We start from the raw sequence: 18815 nt of genomic DNA, 5'->3' as shown, positions 1-18815 counted from the left end.
CATGCCCCGCCCCAACATCGTGATGATCCTCGCCGATGACCTCGGCTACTCCGACCTTGCCGCTTTCGGAGGCGAGATCGACACACCGAATCTCGACCGTCTCGCAGCGCGCGGAACGCGAATGTCCTCGTTCTACGTGACTCCGCGGTGCAGCCCGTCCCGAGCCGCACTCTTGACCGGGCGCCACCCGCACTCGGTCGGCATCGGCATCCTGACCCGCGATGATCGGCCCAACGGCTACCGGGGGGCGCTTCAGCCCGGGATTCCCACGATCGCCGATCGACTCGGCGAGCAGGGCTACACCACCGGCCTCATCGGCAAGTGGCATCTATCGTCCGACCGGACAGAGCCGAACGACACCTGGCCGCTACGACGCGGCTTCGGGGAGTTCTATGGGATGCTCGGCGGCTGCGGGAGCTACTACCAGCCGGTGCTCACTGACGGTGACAGCACAGTGAGCGCCGACGCCATGGCCGATCCCGGCTACTACATCACCGACGACCTCTCCAGCCGGGCCGTGGACTTCATCGACCGGAACGCCGGAGCAGAGTCTCCGTTCTTCCTGTACCTCGCCTATACCGCACCGCACTGGCCGCTCCACGCTCGCGAGGAGGACATCGCAAAGTACCGCGAACGCTTCCTTGCCGGATGGGACGACCTCCGTGTCGCGCGCTTCCGGCGTCAGGTCGAACTCGGTATCCACAACATGGCGGAACTGCCGCCCCGTGACGAGCGCGTTCCTGCCTGGGGCGCGTCGGACGACCAGGCTTGGGAGGCCGAGCGGATGGCCGTCTACGCAGCGCAGGTCGAAGCGATGGACCGCGGGATCGGGGCGGTTCTTGACGCCCTAGAGGCGGCTGGCGTCGCCGACGACACGCTCGTCATCTTCAGCTCCGACAACGGCGCGTGCGCGGAGGATCTCGGGGACCTGATGGCCGGACCCGGACTTCCCGCCGAGATGTGTCCGCCGCTGACGAGGGGCGTAAAGACCGTGCGCGTCGGCAACGACCCCTCGATCGCTCCGGGACCCGAGGAAGGATACGCGAGCTATGGCCGGTCGTGGGCCAACCTCTCGAACACTCCGTTCCGCCAGTACAAGCGGTGGGTCCACGAAGGCGGCATTGCCTCCTCGATGATCGCTTCTTGGCCCGCTGGTGGCATTGTCGAGGGTGCGCTCACCGCAACGCCAGGGCACGTGATCGACATCGCGCCGACGATGCTCGCGGCGATCGGAGCAGTCGACGACACCGCTGCCGGCGAGAGCCTCCTGCCGACCCTCCGAGGCGAAGTTCCCACGCACGAACGCACCATGTACTGGGAGCACATCGGCAACGCCGCGATCCGCCGCGGGCCGTGGAAGCTCGTGCGCGAAGACAACGGCCCTTGGGAGCTCTACGACATCGAGAGCGATCGCGCAGAGTCGATCGATCTGGTAGCCACCCGACCGCGCTTCGTCGCCGAGCTCGTCGAGGAGTGGTCGACCTGGGCGCAGGCAAACGGCGTCCTGCCCTGGGAAGACGTGGTCGCCGACTATCGCGAGCGTGGCATCGAGAACCAGGTCCGGGGATGAGACGTCATGCAGCGCTTGCTGAGGTCACCGCTCGTCGGGTGATCCTCATCGTCGCCGACGACCTCGGCCACGGTGATCTCGGCATCAACAACGGTGGCGCAACGGCGACGCCCGCTATCGAGCGGATCATGGCGGAGGGTGCCACGCTCACTCGGTGCTACTCCGCGTCGCCCGTATGCGCTCCCGCGCGCGCCGGACTTCTTACCGGGAGGTACCCACACCGAACGGGTGCGGTCACACCCCAAGAGATGCTTGGGCTGGATCGTCTCGCCCTCGACGAGCGAACGATCGCCGACGTCTTCGTCGACGCCGGTTGGCGCACCGGGCTGGTTGGCAAATGGCATAACGGCGCCCTTGACGAGCGCTACCACCCAACCGCACGAGGGTTCCAGGAGTTCGTCGGGTTCAGCGGCGGATGGATGGACTACTGGGAATGGCGTCTTGAGGAAGGGCTCGAGGTTCGCGCCTCCGACGGCAGCTACCTAACCGATGCGCTCACCGACGCCGCCCTCGATTTCATCCGCCGCCACGCCGACGAGCCGTTCTTCCTCACGCTCGCCTACAACGCGCCCCACGCCCCACTTCAGGCCCCGGCCGAGCGCGTGCGCCGCCACCTAGACCGCGGAGCTAGCCCGACGCTCGCGCGACTGTACGCGATGGTCGAAGAACTCGATGGCGGGATCGGTCGAGTCCTCGATGCCCTCGATGACCTCGACCTCGCCGACGACACACTGATCATCTTCCTCAGCGACAACGGCCCCGCCTTCGAAGTCAACCCAAACATCCCGCGTGAGGACGGTGTTGGCACAGACCTCACGCGCCCCAACCTCGGTCTCCGTGGTAGCAAGCGTTCGGTCTATGAAGGCGGCATCCGAGTTCCGGGCGCGATCCGCTGGCCGGCGGCGGTCCAGGCCGGGTCCCGCCACGAGGGTGTCGTTCACTTCGTCGATCTCCTGCCGACGATTCTGTCGATCACCGGCGTTCCGCAGAGCTCCGGCCTCCCGCTTGATGGGATCGACCGGAGCGACGAGCTCACCGGCGCCCGACCCGAGGCCGAAATCGACCGATTCTGGCAGTGGAATCTGTACGAGCCAGTCGCAGCGACCAACGCGGCCCATCGCGCAGGACCCTGGAAGCTCGTGCTGCCGGCGCTCAACTGGGAGCCCGCCACCGATCGCGACGCCGCACTCGTCGCTGCCCACAGACGGCTCGAACTCGAGCACGTGTATGACCCGGACTCCGCTCCGCACGAAGTGTCCAGCGAGCGTCCGCGACTCCGTTGGCCGACCCCGTCGGACCCCCAGCTTTACAACCTCGACCTCGATCCCGAAGAGCGGCACGATGTGGCCGCCTCGTATCCCGAACGCGCCGCCGCCATGCGCCGAGTGCTCGAGACGTGGTTCACAGAGGTCGAACGCGACCGAACGAGAGGCCCCGCGCACCCGCGCTCCGACCGTATGGAGGAAAGACAATGACCCAGCAGACCGGTGAGACCTACCGAGAATCAACCCCGGCGTGGCGGTCGCACGGCGGACGTCCGGGTGCGCCCAACGTCGTCGTCGTCGTCCTCGACGACGTCGGTTTCGGACAGCTCGGCTGCTACGGGTCTTCGATCGAGACGCCGACGATCGACGCGATCGCTGCAGAGGGCGTGCGCTACAGCAACTTCCACGTGACCCCGCTCTGCTCGCCCACCCGGGCGAGCCTCCTGACCGGCCGCAACCATCACTCCGTCGGGATGGGCTTCATTGCCGGGTTCGACACCGGCTACGACGCATACCGCGGGCACATGCGCGCGGAGGCAGCCACTCTGGCGCGGATGTTGAAGGACGACGGATACGGCACCTATGCCGTAGGCAAGTGGCACCTCACACCCTCCGCAGATATGACCGCCGCAGGCCCGTTCGAGCACTGGCCACTCGGCCGCGGCTTCGACCGGTATTACGGCTTCCTCTGGGGGGAAGAGGACCACTTCGAGCCCCAGCTGTGGGAGGACAACCACGTCGTCGATCCGCCGAGGCGCGAGAGTTACCACCTCTCGGACGACCTGGCGGATCGAGCCATCCAGTACCTCGGTGATCATGTTTCCGCGGCTCCTGAGCGGCCCTTCATGCTGTACCTCGCCTTCGGCGCAGGGCACGCACCCCACCAGGCACCTCGCGACGAGATCGACCGGTACGCGGGCCGCTTCGACGAAGGATGGGACGTCGAGCGTCAGCGCGTCTTCGAGCGTCAGCGTGAGATGGGCGTCGTACCCGACGGAACCGTGCTTCCCGAGAACAACCCCGACGTCCGACCGTGGGCCGAACTCGACGACGACGCACGGCGCCTCTACGCCCGGATGAACGAGGTCTTCGCCGGATACATGACTCACGCCGACCGAGCTCTCGGACGAGTAGTCGAGTTCCTCGAAGAGATTGGGAGCTGGGACAACACCGTGGTCGTGCTGCTGTCGGACAACGGGGCGACCGGCCAGGGAGGCCCTGACGGGACGATCAACGAGTACCGTTACATGCTCGGGGTCCCGGACAGCCTCGAGAACAACCTTCAGGCGTACGACGACCTCGGTGGACCCCTAACCCACGGGGTGTACCCGTCGGGATGGGCGCAGGCAGGTAACACCCCACTGCGTTTCTACAAGAAGGACACCTACGCCGGCGGTGTACGCACGCCTATGATCCTGCGGCTGCCCGGACGCCCCGGCCCGGCGGGTCAGATCCGCGACCAGTTCCATCACGCGATCGACGTGGTTCCCACGCTGCTCGAGGCGTGCGGGGTGGAACCGAAGCCGTCGTATGATGGCGTTGACCAGCAGCCGATCCACGGGACGTCGATGTCGTACACACTCGACGCCGTCGACGCTCCCACTCGCCGCCCGCGGCAGTACTTTGAGATGGCGGGCAACCGCGCCATGTGGATGGACGGGTGGAAGGCCCTCACGAGCCACGAGACCGACGCGCCGTATCGCGGGGAGAAGTGGCAGCTCTTCCGCCTCGACGAAGACTTCGCCGAGGCCTCCGACGTCGCCGAGCAGAATCCGGACGTCGTAGCGCGGCTCGAGGACGCCTGGTGGGAGGAGAGCCGCCGCTTCGGAGTCCTCCCCCTCGATGACCGCCGCCAAAGGCGGGCACTCGAGCGCGAACCCGCCGCCTCCCGTGCGCGCTTCCGACTCCGCTCTGGAACCCGAGTCTTCTCACCGATCACGGGCCCGAACTTCTCCGATCGGAGCTTCACGATCGGCGCGGAGCTGGACGGAGCGGCGGATCATGACGGGGTGATTCTCGCCTACGGTCGCCGACCGGCGGGGTTCGTCTTCTTCGTTCGCGAGGGGCGGCTCCATCTCGACTACAACCGCGTCTACGAACACACGATCCTAGCGGCTCCCGATCCCTTGCCGGCGCGTCGCTGCCGGGTCGAGGCGGACTTCGAGCGCCTTGAGCGAGGGCGCGCACGCGTCCGTCTGCTCGTGGACGGGCACGCCGTGGTCGCCCGCGAGATCGAGACCCTGCTCGGAGGGTTCGGCGGGCTGAGCACCCAGGTCGGGCACAACTCGCCGTCCCCTGTGAGCTCGCTCTACGATGCCCCGTTCCGCCTCGACGGGCTTCGCGAGGTCGAGATCACCTTCCACGACCCGGCTCCGGAGCCGAACGTGGAGGACGAGCTCCGTCTCGAATGAGTGCCCGCGCTGATCGCGGAGCAGGCTCCGCTCGGGCGTCCTCATCCGTCGCACCGCGCGTCGGACGCCTCGTGATTCCGTCGTCGTCGCGGCACCGTCAAGTGCTCGCGATGCTCAAGGTCGGAGTGGTGGGTTTCGGCGGCGGCAGCGCGCTCATCCCCGTCATGGAGCGACACGGTGATCGCGAACATCACTCCCGGGGCTCCCCCGTGAAGCTTGCGGCGCTGTCGGGTGTGCGCGTGCGCGGGCCGTTCACGGCACTCGTCTCCGCGATCGCGGTCGCCCTCCCGGGCACGGTGCTCACGGTCGCGCTGCTCGCGTTCTTCGCCTCCCTCGGCTCAGACGGCATCCGCGTCGTCGAGGGACTGTCGCTCGGCGTGACGGCCTTCATACTGTTCCTGCTCGCCCATTACGCACCCCGGGTGCTGCGTTCCGGCGGCGTGTGGCATGTCGGCGGGGTTGTCATTGCAGCCGCCGTATTCCTCACGACGGGTCTCGATGTCACGGCCCGCCTTGTCGCCGACCTGCTCGGGGTCGAAGCCGTCGAGCTGCCGCGACTCTCCGCGGTAGCGGTCATCCTGCTCGCGATCGCGGCTGTGGCGGCCATGACGATCATCCAGCGAGTTATGGTGCTTCGGTCGGAAGCGGATGATCACGACGAGACGAACACCGCCTCGCCCCGCCGCGCACTCGGTGGTGCTGGACTGCTCGCGCTTCTCGCCGTCGTCTCGGGTGGAGCCGCGATGCTTCTGCTGCCCGCGACCGACGGCTTTGTGCTCCTCGCGGCCCTCTCCACCGTCTCGTCGTTCGGCGGCGGCGAGGCGTATGTCGCGGTCGCAGACGGGTTCTTCGTCGCGCCCGGGCTTGTCGATCCTCTCGACTTCTACGGCCAAATCGTACCTGTCGCGAACGCGCTGCCAGGCCCGATCCTCGTGAAGGTCGCCGCGGGCATCGGCTATGCGGTGGGCGCCGCCGCGGGCGGGCCGGTCGCCGGGATCGCACTCACCACTGCCGTCATGCTCGTCGTCGGGGTGTGCGCGGCGATCGCCCTCGCCGTTCTCGCGGGCTATGACGCGGCCCGCCACTCGAGCTTCGTCAGCATGATCGGTTGTGCGAGTGAAGGTGCGGCAGAAGACGATCTACGAGAGGGACGCTCTGCAACTTCTCGGGAGCGCCCGCGAACGTTTGCTTGTCGTTGTGCCGATCGCGAGCCGCGGCCTGATTGACGCTGCGAAGGGGAACCCGAGGTTGGGTGTCGCATCCGTCGCGGATCGACGCCTCATCTGGAACGGCGAGGAGATTCACTCGCGCGACGCGGCCCGGAAAAGCCATGCGTCAGTGGCGGTGCCCGGCCGTCGCCGGAACCCGTGGGGCCGCTGGGCGATCATGCGTGCGTGCATCCTCGACGGGGAGCCCCGGTCCCAGATCGAGCTGGCGAGGGAGACCGGCGTGACGCAGTCCGCGGTGTCCAAATCAAACAGCGCGCTCGATGGCCTGATTGTGAGATCAGCCGCTGGCTGGAGAGCGACAGATCGCTCAGCGCCCTGGGACATGTTCATGGCTGAGTACCCGGGCCCGGGCGGCGTCACCACTTACTGGTACGGACTTGACTCCGTCCCGGAGCAGTCGAAAGCGGTTGTGGCCGCCGGCACATCCGCTGGCGTACACGTCGTGAGCTCGGGGGATTCCGCTGCTGATGAATTGGCGCCGTGGCGGGTCCCTGCGCGAGCGGTCGTCTATGCCAAGTCAGGTATCGCCCTCGACAAGCTCGGCTTCGCGCAAACGAGTGGCGAGCGCGCCACGCTCCAGTTCGCTGTTCCCGCCGATCACACCATCTGGGCGACCGCAGCCTTCTGGGCGCAACGCACGAACATGGCGGCCGTGGATCCAGTAATCGCAGCCTGGGATGTCAGGCGCGCGGGCGGCCCGGACGCAGATGAGGCCGTCGAACGGATCCGCAATCTCGTCCTCGCGGGACTCCGATCTTGATGTTCAGGTGAGTGTTCGGGCCTGTTTCATCATCTCGACGGCTTCTGTCAGGTGATACCGGTGCTCAAGAATGTCGAGGATCTCATCCTCGGTCCGCTTCGGTCCATAGCGGCCCGATCTCACGGCTAGCGTGCGCACAGCGCCAAGTGCCGAGGAAGGGCTCAGCGCCACCGTGTCACGTGCAAACTCGCGCGCACTGAGAATCTGGATTGGGGGTGGCACCAGATGAAGCGGGAAGTCTTTCCAGTTCTCCGTAATAATTGCGCCGGCGTTGGCGAGGACCGCCGCCGCGAGTACATGCTCGTCGTCAGGGTCGGGGAGCCCAAAGGTGCCCTCCAAAGGTTCCCAGCCGACGTTTTCTGCATCGGGGAATGCGGTGCGCATCGCCGAGACGAGGTGCGTGGCGCGATCCCGTGCGTCGCCCGGAGCGAGGTGGGGAGGCCTACTTGTGAGCTTTGCCGCTTCGTTGTCTTCGACCTCGGCCAGGATCTCGCCGCTCCACGCTGGCCGGTACAACTGTTCTATCGCCAGGGAGAGCAAGAAGTCCCGAAGTGTACTGGGCCATAGGACGCAGCTATCGAGGAGGGCGATGAACACCGGCTCAGTCTGGCAGTGCCGCAGCTTCCTCGCGCCGCTTGGCGGCACGGGCACGCCGGGTCTCGCGCACTTCCTGAAGCACTTCGTCCACTGGAGTTTCGTCGTCCAGCGACGAGCGCATCTCCTCAAGCGCGTCGTACTGCTCGTCGCGACGGCGCTCTCGGTAATCCATAACGTCAACCAGAAGTACTCGACGATGCGTTCCGACGCGTTCGAAAGGAATCCTGCCATCGTCCAGGAGCTTGACGAGGGTCGGGCGGCTGATGCCCAGGAGGTCAGCGGCCTGCTGGGTCGTCAACGTCTTTGACTGGGGTGCGATGCTCACGGCCAGTCCGCGCTTCATCGACTCGATTACTTGGAGAAGGATCTGGTGGATCTCTTCGGGGATCTGAACCTGATCGCCGGGTGTGGCTCCGGCCAGAAAGTACTGCGGAGTTGGAGTTTCTCGCCCGGCAGCTTCATGCGCCGCGAGGAAATCGTGGACTTTGGCTACTCCGGCGGCGTCGTCGCCGACGTACGTCTGCTGGTTCAACGTGGTGCTCATAATCACTCCCTATTCGAAAGAAACGTAACACATTTGCGTATTCGTCGTCTACGCGCTCGACCGCCTGATTGTCAGAAAATTGAGTCGTTGAAGGCCAACTTTTTCCCACCTAAATCAATCCTTGCGGACCGGACCCACTCGGGTACACTCGGAGGCAGCGAACCGCTTGGTTCCCTGTAAACACAAGGGAATCAGCGAGTTTTCCGAGACAACCGGTGAAGCCCGGAAAAGGTGAGGATTCTCCAGGTGGGTCGCAGGTTCAAATCCTGTCAGCCCGACAGAAAAGCCCTGATGAAACGGTAAATTGCATCGGGGCTTTGTGGTTTTCAAACGCGACTCAATACGGTCCATACCGGAGACATCGTCTTCCGAGTAAGCAAGGCGCAGCGCCTCGGTGACACCAACATGTCGCAGGAGCTGACCGGTCAAGGGGTCGTTCGGCGTCGCAATGATCGAGAGGGCTATGCGGGCGATGCGTTCATCACGGCCGAATTCAGAGAGTGCAGACATCGGGAGGCTCCTTCGCGGTGAGAGATCACCGTGAAGCACCCCGAGGGGTGGGACATGTTGTTTTCTGGTCATGCACACTGAGTCCAGCACTGACAATTGCTTTGCGATCTTGACACGAGATCGCCGCCAGAACGATTCGCCGCCGGCGCAACCTAATTCCCTGGCGGTTGTCCGATCAGGGCTTTCCCTCGCTGATGGTTGTCGAACTGCTCACTGACATTCAGGTTCAATCGACGGACGGCGAGGTTCGACGCGGGCGCGCCAACCGATGGGAAGTATGGCCGGTCGATCGCAAGCCCTTCGATCGCAAGCCCTAGCTCGTTGAACTCAACTGGTAGCATGCGAATGGATCCGGGCGAAGCCCTCGTGGCGGAAGTAACCAATCCTTCGGCGTATGCCTCCGGGCGGTCATCATTACCCTCGATCGAGTGAATCTCGGTCTGACGCCCGGGTCCACCTATAGCGCCGAGGAGATGCGTGCGGTACAAAGAACCGATCGAGGCGCTAGCAAAGCGCTCTTTCGCCAGCTATCTGGCGCGACTCAACGCAGAGAAACGACTCAGGAAAGTCGGTCAATGGTGGAACGCCGCTCAATTCTGTTTGTCCACTGCGCTCGTTTCTGTATCGATAGTTTTCTTGGCATTCCCAGAGAAACAAGCACCAGTCATCGCAGTGCTGCTGGTCATACTTGCCGTGCTAGCACTTGTCGTTTCGCTCGTCGTGACATTTCTTGACTACTCCGCGAGGGCGAAAGCCATGTTCGGCAACTACAGATCACTCCAAACCTTCTCTGTGAAAACCGAAACTCTTGTCCAGTCACGAGCACGGATCACCGGGCGCCAGCTCCGAGCCCTACAAACGGAGTACAACTCGATCATGGATACGTCAGAGAATCATTCGCCCATGGATCACAAAGTTGCACAGGCTCTTAGGGGTGTTCACCCATTTCCCGTCAACCTCGTTGCGGCAACAGCCAAGCCAGTCCTCTTACCGATACTCCTAATAGTCGTATCCCTTGTTACGGTTGCGGTGTCCATTTGGGCCATCGCTTGAGCGAAAACAACCCCGAAGTACTTCCAGAAGCTTCAAGTTTCGAGCTCGCGCTGCGCGCTGGAGCTCTCCAACGGAACTACGAACAGCGAATAGAAGGGACTCGTACTCGTGGTCGAGATGGAATCTCGGCATTGCACCTCAAACCCGAGCAACTTGACCGGTTGGTGGCAATAGCTGAATCGAGAATCCTCGACGGCACGTACGTGTTCTCTCCCTACAAGGAGGTCCTAAGGCTCAAAGGTGCAGCCAAGTTCCCCAGGGTGATATCCATCCCCACGCTCCGCGACCGTCTGATCCTGGCAACGCTTGCCGAGCACCTTCGAGAGTCGATTCCTAGCATCGAGTTTCCGCGCCCGCAGCAGCTTGTCTCTAACATTCGAGGGGCCGTGAAGTCAGGCCTGTACCGCGACTTCATTCGGCTTGACATCATGTCGTTTTACCCCAGTATTTCTCACCAAGCGATCTCGAAGGCTCTAGAAAGATACGGCATTTCGGCCGACGTAGTTCAGCTAACGCTAGATGCTGCCCAAACTCCGACACTTCCCGACGGCCATGTGACTGCTGTGCCGGCTCGCCCCACGAAGGGCGTGCCGGCAGGAACAGTCATCGCTAATGTACTTGGTGAGATCGTGCTTCACTCCTTTGATGAGGCGGTAAGTGCACTGCCCGGTATCGCGTACTTCAGATATGTGGACGACATCTTAATCCTGAGCCCTTACGGTAAGCGCGGCTCCATCACCGAACTTGTCCATTCTGAACTTCGAATGGTTGGGCTCAAAGCCCACCCGAAGGAAAGTAAAGATAAGTCATCAACCGGCATCCTTCGGAAGCAACCATTTGAGTACTTGGGCTACACCTTCGAGCGGGGAAAGGTCACCGTTCACAAATCACGACACTCCAGACTCATTAACAACCTCGCACGGCCAATCACGATGCTTAGGCGAGCAGCGCAGGAGAGCCGTGCCGACATCGAACGCATTCGGATTCGCGCCGAGTGGTGGCTAAATTTTCGAATCACGGGCTGCATATCGGAGGAGACACGACGTGGATGGCTTCCTTACTATTCGCAGATCGATAACACCAGCCTTTTGCATCATCTAGATGACGTTGTGGCCAAACTGATCTCTCGATTGCCATCAGAAACGAAGATCAACCCAAAATCTTTCCTGACTGCCTATACATTTACGCGCGATCCGACTCGCGATCGCGTCCAATACATACCAAACTTCGACTTGATTACTGATCCCGTGGACATGAAGAACCTCCTTGAAGCGGCAAGTGATTATCGTTCTATTCCATCGGACCCGGCTGGCATCGAACGTCTCTTCCGACAGTTCATCAGCTTTGCTATCAAGGAACTCGAGATGGACGTTGGAGGCACTTCGTAGGTGGTGTCGTTGCGCAGCGTGGAGTGGTGATCGTGCACCGGTGTGCACGGGAAACCGACCCGACACTGCTCCGGTACGCGACCGCTCTTGGCTCACGCGCCCTTGCCTGAAAGAATCGCAAGTCAATCAACATCGCGCTTACATCGCGGGGAAGGAACTGTATTGGCCGCTACTGACCTCGTCCGCTACAGCCGCGACGGTGATCTGTTCCATTACTACTGGGCGGCGCGCCGCTCCTTGGAGCTCCTGATACCTGGAACCGAGATGGTTGCGCTGACGATCGAGGGAGCTTCGCAAACGGAGCTAGGCGACGGCCCAGGGACAGGCGACGAAATTATCGACGTCGCTGAATATTACAGTGCGGAAAGCCTCGAAGCGGGAGGTCGCGTTGTATACCGGCAGTTGAAACACTCCACGACGCAGACCGAATTGCCGTGGACGATGTCAGGGCTGGCGACGACACTGGAGAAGTTTGCGGCGAAGTACACCGACCTGAAGACACGCGATTCCCCGTTGCATGAATCGGCTACGTTCGTCTTTGTGTCCAATCGTGTGGTGGACACGAAGGTCACGAATGCGCTGATCGACATAGCTACAGCTGCGACACCACGTGACACGAGATCAGTTGCCCAACTGCGGCGCTACCTGAAATTGAATAACGCAGGCGATGAGGCTGAGTTCTGTCAGCGTTTTAGCATTGACCTTCGCGCACCGTCGCTTTTACCCCTAATGCGTCAATTTGGGACGGCCGTCGGCGAATTGCTGCCGGAACCAGACCCCGACGCAGCGACAAGGCTAAAGGAAGCCGTTGCCCGTCGAGCAACGAGTCTCGATCTTTCGCCCATCACGCGGGCTGTGGTGCTGGCTGAGCTGGGCTCGCCTGAAGACCAGTATTACCCCGCACCGCCGCAGTTCGTTGCGCCGAATCATTTGATCGATCGTGACTGCTATGCGGATATCGCCCAGGAAATTGCTATTGCGACGCGCCCCGTGATCGTCCACGCTCCTGGGGGAGTAGGCAAGTCCGTTTTCACGCAATCAATGGTGCAATATCTGCCGAGTGGGTCGACCGTTGTCGCATACGACTGTTACGGATTGGGGTCGTATAGGCGCGCCACTGGATACCGTCATGCGCATCGTCAGGGACTCGTGCAGATTGCAAACGAACTTGCAACGCGAAGCCTGTGCAGCCCCCTACTGGTCGGGGTGCATAGCGATGCTGCGGCATACGCCCGCGCCTTCATGTCGCGCGTTCGCCACGCGGCGCTAGCGGTCGGGTCAGGCCTTCTAATCATCGCCATAGATGCTGCCGATAACGCTGCGATGGCAGCCGAAGAGATTGACGGAAGCAGAGCGTTCATTGCGGACCTGCTTCGGGAGGACTACCCGGAAAACGTTCGATTAGTCGCGTTTTGTCGAACTGAGAGAATCCACTACCTAGAAGCGCCAGCAGGTACTACAGAGATTCCGATGCCCCCTCTGGACGCGAAGGAATCTCGTGAGCGGATCGAGCTCCGATACGGCCTTGTGTCCGAACTTGAGGCGCGTGAATTCCATCGACGGACATCAGGAAACCCTCGTGTCCAAGACGAGGTTCTCGATCAGGCAAACGATGTGGCGACGTGCTTGTCTCTGCTGGGCGAGGGCTACCAGTCGCCCGACACGGCGTTCGATGATCTTCTTAGGAAGAAATTCGCCAAGACACTCAACGATCACGGGATAGACGCACCGAGAATCAAATCTATTTCTCAGGTGTTAGCTACACTCCGTCCTCGAATCCCGCTAAATATTATCGGTGAGATTACGGACACTTCTAAGCAGTTCGTGGAGAGCTTCGTAAGCGACCTGGGTAGACCACTGCTTGTGCAAGGCGACGCAGTTCAATTTCGAGACGAGCCGACAGAGTCCTGGTTTCGATCCAATTTTCGCGCCAGTGGAACTGCGATAGGGGCTCTGGCGCAGAAGCTACGTACTCTCGCCGAGCGAGATGCCTATGCGGCCGGTTCGCTGCCGCAGCTCTTGTGGGAATCGGGCGAACTTCAGGAGCTTGTAGCGCTGGCGCTCTCGACCGAGGCGTTGCCTTCGACGAATAACATCGAACGCCGCGAGATAGAAGAGCATCGAGTTCAATTCGCATTGAAAGCTTCCCTACGGGCAGGGAATCATTTTGATGCGGCCACTCTCGCGTTCAAAGCAGGAGGATTGGCCGCCGGCCGATCCCGCCATATCGAGATGATCCGAGCAAACACAGATCTCGCAGGGGAGTTTCTTGACCCTACGACGAGCGAGGAAATCATCGCGAGCCGGTCACTTCGACAGGGTTGGCCGGGATCCAACTTGGTATACGAAGGGACTCTACTGGCGTTCAACCCATCCACCCAAGATGATTCACGTAATCGCCTACGAAGCGCAGAGGAATGGCTGGTCGGGTGGGCGAACAGAACCAATGTCGAGTCCGAAAAAGAGCCGATCAAGTTTGAAGACTTTGCCGAAATCGCCACAGGGCGGTTGGTCACCGAGGGTGCGGAAGCCTGTGCGAGATTCATTGGACGTCTGCGTTCCCCACACACGACGTTCAAAGTAGGGCAACTCGTTGCCCGTCGAATGATCCAGCGCGGCGACATCCCAAGGGTAAATGCCCTCCTCGCTGCATCTAAATCAAACAAGTATCTTCAGCTCGCAATCGCGAGCCAGTCCATGCGGCACTACGTGCAACTCGATACGAAGGCATCACAAGGGATTGCCTCCATGCTCAATCGGCACAAGAAGAAAATCGACTTTGTCAACAGCTGGGATCACGACGAGAACGAAATAACTGCGATCAGCGGCGCAGTAATCGCCGCCCTTCGTTCTGGAGCGATGACGAAAGAGCGAGCAACGGCAATTCTCGACCAATATCTCCCGGAACGGCCATCACGCTCACTCGCCCAGCAACCTATCGCGGGCGCCGACCCGGTCCTTCGTGCATGGGCGCTTCGCGGATTCGTCACAGGAAAAGAGCTGTCGGTCGAGCAGATCGCTTCTCCCGAAGTACTGGAGGAGCTCAGCGGCAAAACACATATGTCTACTCAAGATGGTCGCGAATTCCGCGAGAACATCGTTCCTCTCTTGCCGTGGCTTAGAGCATGGGCGCGAGTAGTGTGCGATCCCGCAGCGCAACCCGAAGCCGAGTTACGAGACCTCACGAAATCCCTGCCCAAAGGCAACCGGCGTGCGGATTTCAGCCCGAACCTTCATCTCAACATGGCCGCGAAGATCTGCGCGGCAATTGTTAGCGCAGCCCCCACCACGTCAAGTGACAAAGCTTTGATGACGTGGATGACGAGCATCGCAGAGGAGATCTGGACAACTACCGGTAACGAACTGATCCGGCTCCTGTCGGCAAAGTCGGACTGGGACGCGACACTCTTCTCCATTGCCCGGGCCGTGGCGAGCAAGAGCACTCAAAGTCCAGAGGATGCAGAGTTCCGAGTCGACAACTTACTGGACCTCTCGCGAGCACTTCGCTCAGTCGACGCCAACGAAGCGCACCATTACTTCAGTGAAGCCCTCGACATCGCCGAAAAGATGGGTGACGAGGCACACGCGCGCTGGGAATGCACCCTCGTCGTGGCCAACCAGGCCTCAAACAATGACCCGGATGATGAGCGCGCATTCCGACTTGCCCGTATGGCAGAGGCCTTTTCCCCCTACTTGGGAGACGGGTACTACATGCCGCCAGTAATAGAAGCACTCGCCAATCTGAGCCCCCGGTCAGCACTCGCGATCGCTTCCCGCTGGCGAGATCGACGCTTCGGAGACTTCGGTCAATCTATTGCAGCACTCATCGACCCAACCAACGGCGCGTTACTCCACAGTTTGAAAGCGGCGGTGGCGCTTTCCGTTCTTAGCGATCGAACTGTTGGCCAGCGCGCCCTGATCGAAGCGGCGGTCGCCCAAGAGCCGGGGGCAGCAGAACTACTCCATCAAGTCGCGGACGAACTCCGACGAATGAGTGGACTTCCGCCGGCCACAAGCACGGAACCTGAAGAGACGGACCCGGGCGAAGGATTTCTATCTCCAGACTGGTTGACGCCGGACTCAAAATTGAACAGCGAGCGAGCGAAGCTTCTGAGGAAGCTGAAGACCCTGAACCTTGCTCATTCCGATGGATTACGTGCCGCTCATTCGATGGTGAAGGGAAGTCGCTATCTCGGAATTGACACCATTTTCTCGATTGCATTTGACAGACCACAACGCGAGTGGGCACAGGTCGTCCGAACATTTGCTGAGGACCCCGAGCTATCCCTCTACGACTACCGGAAACTATTTGAGCATGTAGCTCAGCTCAGCGGCCTGCCGGCCGGGATGAAGGATGCTCTTGCAAACCTGGCGAAAGGCCTGGCATCCCGATTCAGTGAAGCAATAGCAGTTGCCCGACTGGGAAGTCTGCCATGGCTTGACATCGAAAACGTATCGGGTGTCACTCGCGATGAATTGACGCTTAGCGCCTTTGAATCATTTGGTGCAAGCAGCGAGTTCCTCGATTCCCGTGCGAGTTACAGCCTTCTAATGAACCTCACCGCGCGGCTTAATCACTCGCAGGCACAGACTCTTTTCGATCAGATTGAGGCCGGTACGCAGTACCTGGTGAATGAGGATGCTCCCGACCACGAGTGGAACACCATCCTTGAGCCACCCACCGAGACTGCTGGAAGCGTAGCCGGTCTCGTATGGGCGGCGCTGGGCGACGCCGATGAAGCAATTCGGTGGCGGGCAGCGCATTCTGTCCGAATACTCGGCCAATTGGGGTGCCTGGCTGAACTCCTGCAGCTCAAAGATTTAGCGTTGTCGGGGTCCGCACCAGCGTTCACTGACGAGCGATTGGTTTTCTACCGCGACGACGCAATCCTCTGGCTCTTAATCGCGCTCGATCGAATGGCAAAAGATCGGCTCCACGTTGTGGAAAAGTTCCTCCCGCTGCTTTCAGAACTAGCTTCAACCGAGCACCACCACCAACTCATGGTGCGTCACATTGAATCGGTACTTTCGGTGCTCGCTCGAAGCGCAAACACCCTTGTGGCACAGGATTCTGCCGAGATCCTCGCGAGCCGGACATGCTCACCGCTTATGCCTAAAGAAGTTGACTACTCAAACCGTGAGCACTACGGGCGATCCAAATTCGAACATCCCGAAACGGGCTACGAGTTTGACTACGACTTCAGAAGTGACTGGGTAGATCCACTCGCCAGGTGCTTCGGAGCCGACCCGTGGGACGTTCAAAGCCGGGTCTCCTCGCGGATTCTAAACACATGGGGTAAACGTTTCAAGGGGATACACGAAGAGGACGCACGCTGGACCATAGGAGTCTTTCGGCAAGGAGAGACTCTCTCCCACTACTCTGATTTTCCGCGCATTCATACTCTCGACTCGCACCTCACGTTCCACGCACTCATGCGCGTCGCCGGCGAACTCGCCACTTCGGTTCCGGCATATAAGGATCCCGAAAGTGACCACGATGACTTCACCCAGTGGCGGCACCAACACGACCTCACGCGCACGGACGGGCGCTGGCTCTCGGACCGGCGTGATCCAGCGCCTGCCGACCAGAGAATGCTGACGCCAAAGACCTTCGACAAGGACACCTGGCGCTGGTCGGTTCAAGCCAGTGACTTCACGCAATTCCTAGGGCTCGCCAATACAGGGGCGGTGAGGATCTGGGAAACGTCGGAACGAAACGAACGCGACCGTTCGCAGAGCCTCCGGATTCGCAGCGCCTTGGTGCAACCCGAGCGCGCTAACGCGCTCTTAGGGGCGATGCAGACCGCGGCAAGTCACATGGATTTCCGGACACCACCTGCAGACGACGACCTCGACTTCGACTACGACGGGTATGTTTTGCGGGGCTGGATGAACGATGACTCTCGAGAGCTCAGTTTGGACCGATCGGACGCGTTCTCGGGCGGCATAAGCTACCCGCCGCCTCGGCCATCCGCCGAGTTTCAGACCGCCATCCAGATGGCTCCCGATCAAGACCAACGCAACTGGATACGCCAAGAGGGCGACCAACTTCCTTTCCTGGTGGTGACCTCGTGGAACCACCAAAGTCGTGAAAAGAATGGGCGTGGGCTCGGATCAAAGGGCGATCGTGTTGAGCTTGAGCTCTCCGCACTCAACGAAGCGTTGCAAGTTTTTGGAATGGATCTAATCGTTGAGGTCAGTATTGACAGAGCGACTTACGACTACTCGGGACGGAACGACGACTATTCCAGCAATGAGATTGGGTACCTCGATGACTACTTCAAGATCTTCCTCTACAAACAGCATCTCGGATGGTTCGATGCCCGCGGACCACTTCAAACTAGGTAACTTACTCGTCGCCGATCTAAACGACACAGACACGCTGGGTAGATGGATGGGGCATTTCATCGCCAGCCTCATGAACGAGGCGGAAGCTGCCACGGGGGAGCGAGCACTCGAACTGCGCTCACAATGCTCGACGGAGATCCTCAAACTGTGGAAACACCGTGCCGGCCTTCCTGGTGACAGCCGGCCGATGTCGAGCTTTGAGCCCATCCTCCGTGCCTTGGAGAAACTTGACCCAGAACGACCTACCTGGACGAGGCTACGCAGCTTCAGAAATCGAGACGAGTTCGCGGGACCGACAAGTCAGCTCCTCAACGCGGCCATAGCAATAGACGAATCCAGTGTGCGGGCAATTCGTGCCTTGCTCAGCGAGTCCGCAATTGTCGCAAGTGATCATGAACGAACTTGGATTTCAGCAGCCCCGAATATAGAAGGGGACGACTCTCTCGGGATTATCTTTGATGGGCTCGACCTTGCGATGGATGGGCTCGACCTTGCGATGGATGAGGTCGGCACACAGAACGATGCGCGGGCGGTGTCATTGAAAACCTCGATCCGATCGCTAGATGAAGCGATCGTTGCCGCGGAAGCAGCACGGCGAATGCTGATAGAACGGTTGGAGCGATCGCCTTCCATTGACGTCACTTCGAGTGATGATTTATAGACGACCTACGGGCTTTGAGGGTCTGAACACGGCGGGTTGTCAGAAGCGGTCTAAGCCCAATTCTTGGGGGACCAAAAGGGGACCAGAATCATGCAAACCATGCAGTGCATGACATGATTTGAGTCGTTCTGCGCACCTGTGCGGCCCGGAAAATCAATGATTTCGATGATTGGGGCTACCTGGGGGTCAGGGGGTCGCAGGTTCAAATCCTGTCAGCCCGACAGAAAGGGCCGTTCGCGAAACTCTTCACGAAACGGTCCGGCCGAAACAAAAAAAGAAATCGCTCCTGAGGATTCTCAGGAGCGATTTCTGTTTTCTGCGGCTTCCGCGTCCGTTCGTGACCGCGGCCTCGGCCTCGCGCCGACTAGCGCGTCACTCTCCGCCTAGGGCGTGTCTCCTAATTCGTGTAACCAGATGGTGATGGCGCGGAGGACGACTCCTCCGCGGTAGGTCAGGGCAAGTTTGTCGTAGCGGGTGGC

The 18815-nt window shown here is 60.9% G+C and carries 12 protein-coding genes; 9 read left to right on the top strand and 3 right to left on the bottom strand.

Annotated features, from left to right (window positions below):
- Position 1: 1 nt before the first annotated feature.
- The 5 genes from E3O23_RS09035 (at position 2) to E3O23_RS09015 (ending at position 7235) form a co-directional block, all read left to right on the top strand.
- The gene (locus E3O23_RS09035; RefSeq protein ID WP_134490267.1) at positions 2-1570 is read left to right on the top strand and encodes an arylsulfatase; all 1569 of its coding nucleotides are present in this window, start codon (positions 2-4) and stop codon (positions 1568-1570) included.
- A complete protein-coding gene (locus E3O23_RS09030) occupies positions 1567-3045 on the top strand; it encodes a sulfatase-like hydrolase/transferase (RefSeq protein WP_134490265.1) in 1479 nt (492 codons plus the stop codon). Before E3O23_RS09035 ends, E3O23_RS09030 begins: the two co-directional genes overlap by 4 nt.
- Positions 3042-5246, top strand: a complete 2205-nt coding sequence (locus E3O23_RS09025; protein ID WP_134490263.1) for an arylsulfatase — start codon at positions 3042-3044, stop codon at positions 5244-5246. The genes E3O23_RS09030 and E3O23_RS09025 overlap by 4 nt, the downstream gene beginning before the upstream one ends.
- 110 nt (positions 5247-5356) lie before the next feature.
- Positions 5357-6472, top strand: coding sequence for a chromate transporter (locus E3O23_RS09020; protein ID WP_134490261.1), 1116 nt, complete (start codon positions 5357-5359; stop codon positions 6470-6472).
- Entirely contained in the window at positions 6444-7235 is a 792-nt protein-coding gene (locus tag E3O23_RS09015; protein ID WP_166790466.1) for a MarR family transcriptional regulator, read from the top strand. The genes E3O23_RS09020 and E3O23_RS09015 overlap by 29 nt, the downstream gene beginning before the upstream one ends.
- Before the next feature lie 3 nt (positions 7236-7238).
- Here E3O23_RS09015 and E3O23_RS09010 read toward each other — a convergent pair whose 3' ends face one another.
- From E3O23_RS09010 to E3O23_RS09000, 3 genes are all read right to left on the bottom strand, one after another.
- Positions 7239-7832, bottom strand: coding sequence for a PIN domain-containing protein (locus E3O23_RS09010; protein WP_134490257.1), 594 nt, complete (start codon positions 7830-7832; stop codon positions 7239-7241).
- A gap of 4 nt (positions 7833-7836) precedes the next feature.
- Positions 7837-8376, bottom strand: a complete 540-nt coding sequence (locus E3O23_RS09005; protein WP_134490255.1) for a helix-turn-helix domain-containing protein — start codon at positions 8374-8376, stop codon at positions 7837-7839.
- Between the two features lie 114 nt (positions 8377-8490).
- The gene (locus E3O23_RS09000; RefSeq protein WP_134490253.1) at positions 8491-8886 is read right to left on the bottom strand and encodes a hypothetical protein; all 396 of its coding nucleotides are present in this window, start codon (positions 8884-8886) and stop codon (positions 8491-8493) included.
- A gap of 477 nt (positions 8887-9363) precedes the next feature.
- On the opposite strand from E3O23_RS09000, the gene E3O23_RS08995 reads away from it, so the two are divergent.
- From E3O23_RS08995 to E3O23_RS08980, 4 genes are all read left to right on the top strand, one after another.
- Complete coding sequence (locus tag E3O23_RS08995; protein ID WP_166790465.1) at positions 9364-9939, top strand: SLATT domain-containing protein; 576 nt, start codon at positions 9364-9366, stop codon at positions 9937-9939.
- The gene (locus tag E3O23_RS08990) at positions 9936-11327 is read left to right on the top strand and encodes an RNA-directed DNA polymerase (protein ID WP_166790464.1); all 1392 of its coding nucleotides are present in this window, start codon (positions 9936-9938) and stop codon (positions 11325-11327) included. The genes E3O23_RS08995 and E3O23_RS08990 overlap by 4 nt, the downstream gene beginning before the upstream one ends.
- A gap of 162 nt (positions 11328-11489) precedes the next feature.
- Entirely contained in the window at positions 11490-17675 is a 6186-nt protein-coding gene (locus tag E3O23_RS08985; protein WP_134490247.1) for a hypothetical protein, read from the top strand.
- A complete protein-coding gene (locus E3O23_RS08980; protein WP_134490245.1) occupies positions 17647-18336 on the top strand; it encodes a hypothetical protein in 690 nt (229 codons plus the stop codon). Before E3O23_RS08985 ends, E3O23_RS08980 begins: the two co-directional genes overlap by 29 nt.
- Positions 18337-18815 lie beyond the last annotated feature (479 nt).

Source organism: Cryobacterium tagatosivorans, assembly GCF_004402215.1.
GTDB lineage: Bacteria > Actinomycetota > Actinomycetes > Actinomycetales > Microbacteriaceae > Cryobacterium > Cryobacterium tagatosivorans.
This window is presented reverse-complemented; position numbering and strand designations above follow the sequence as displayed.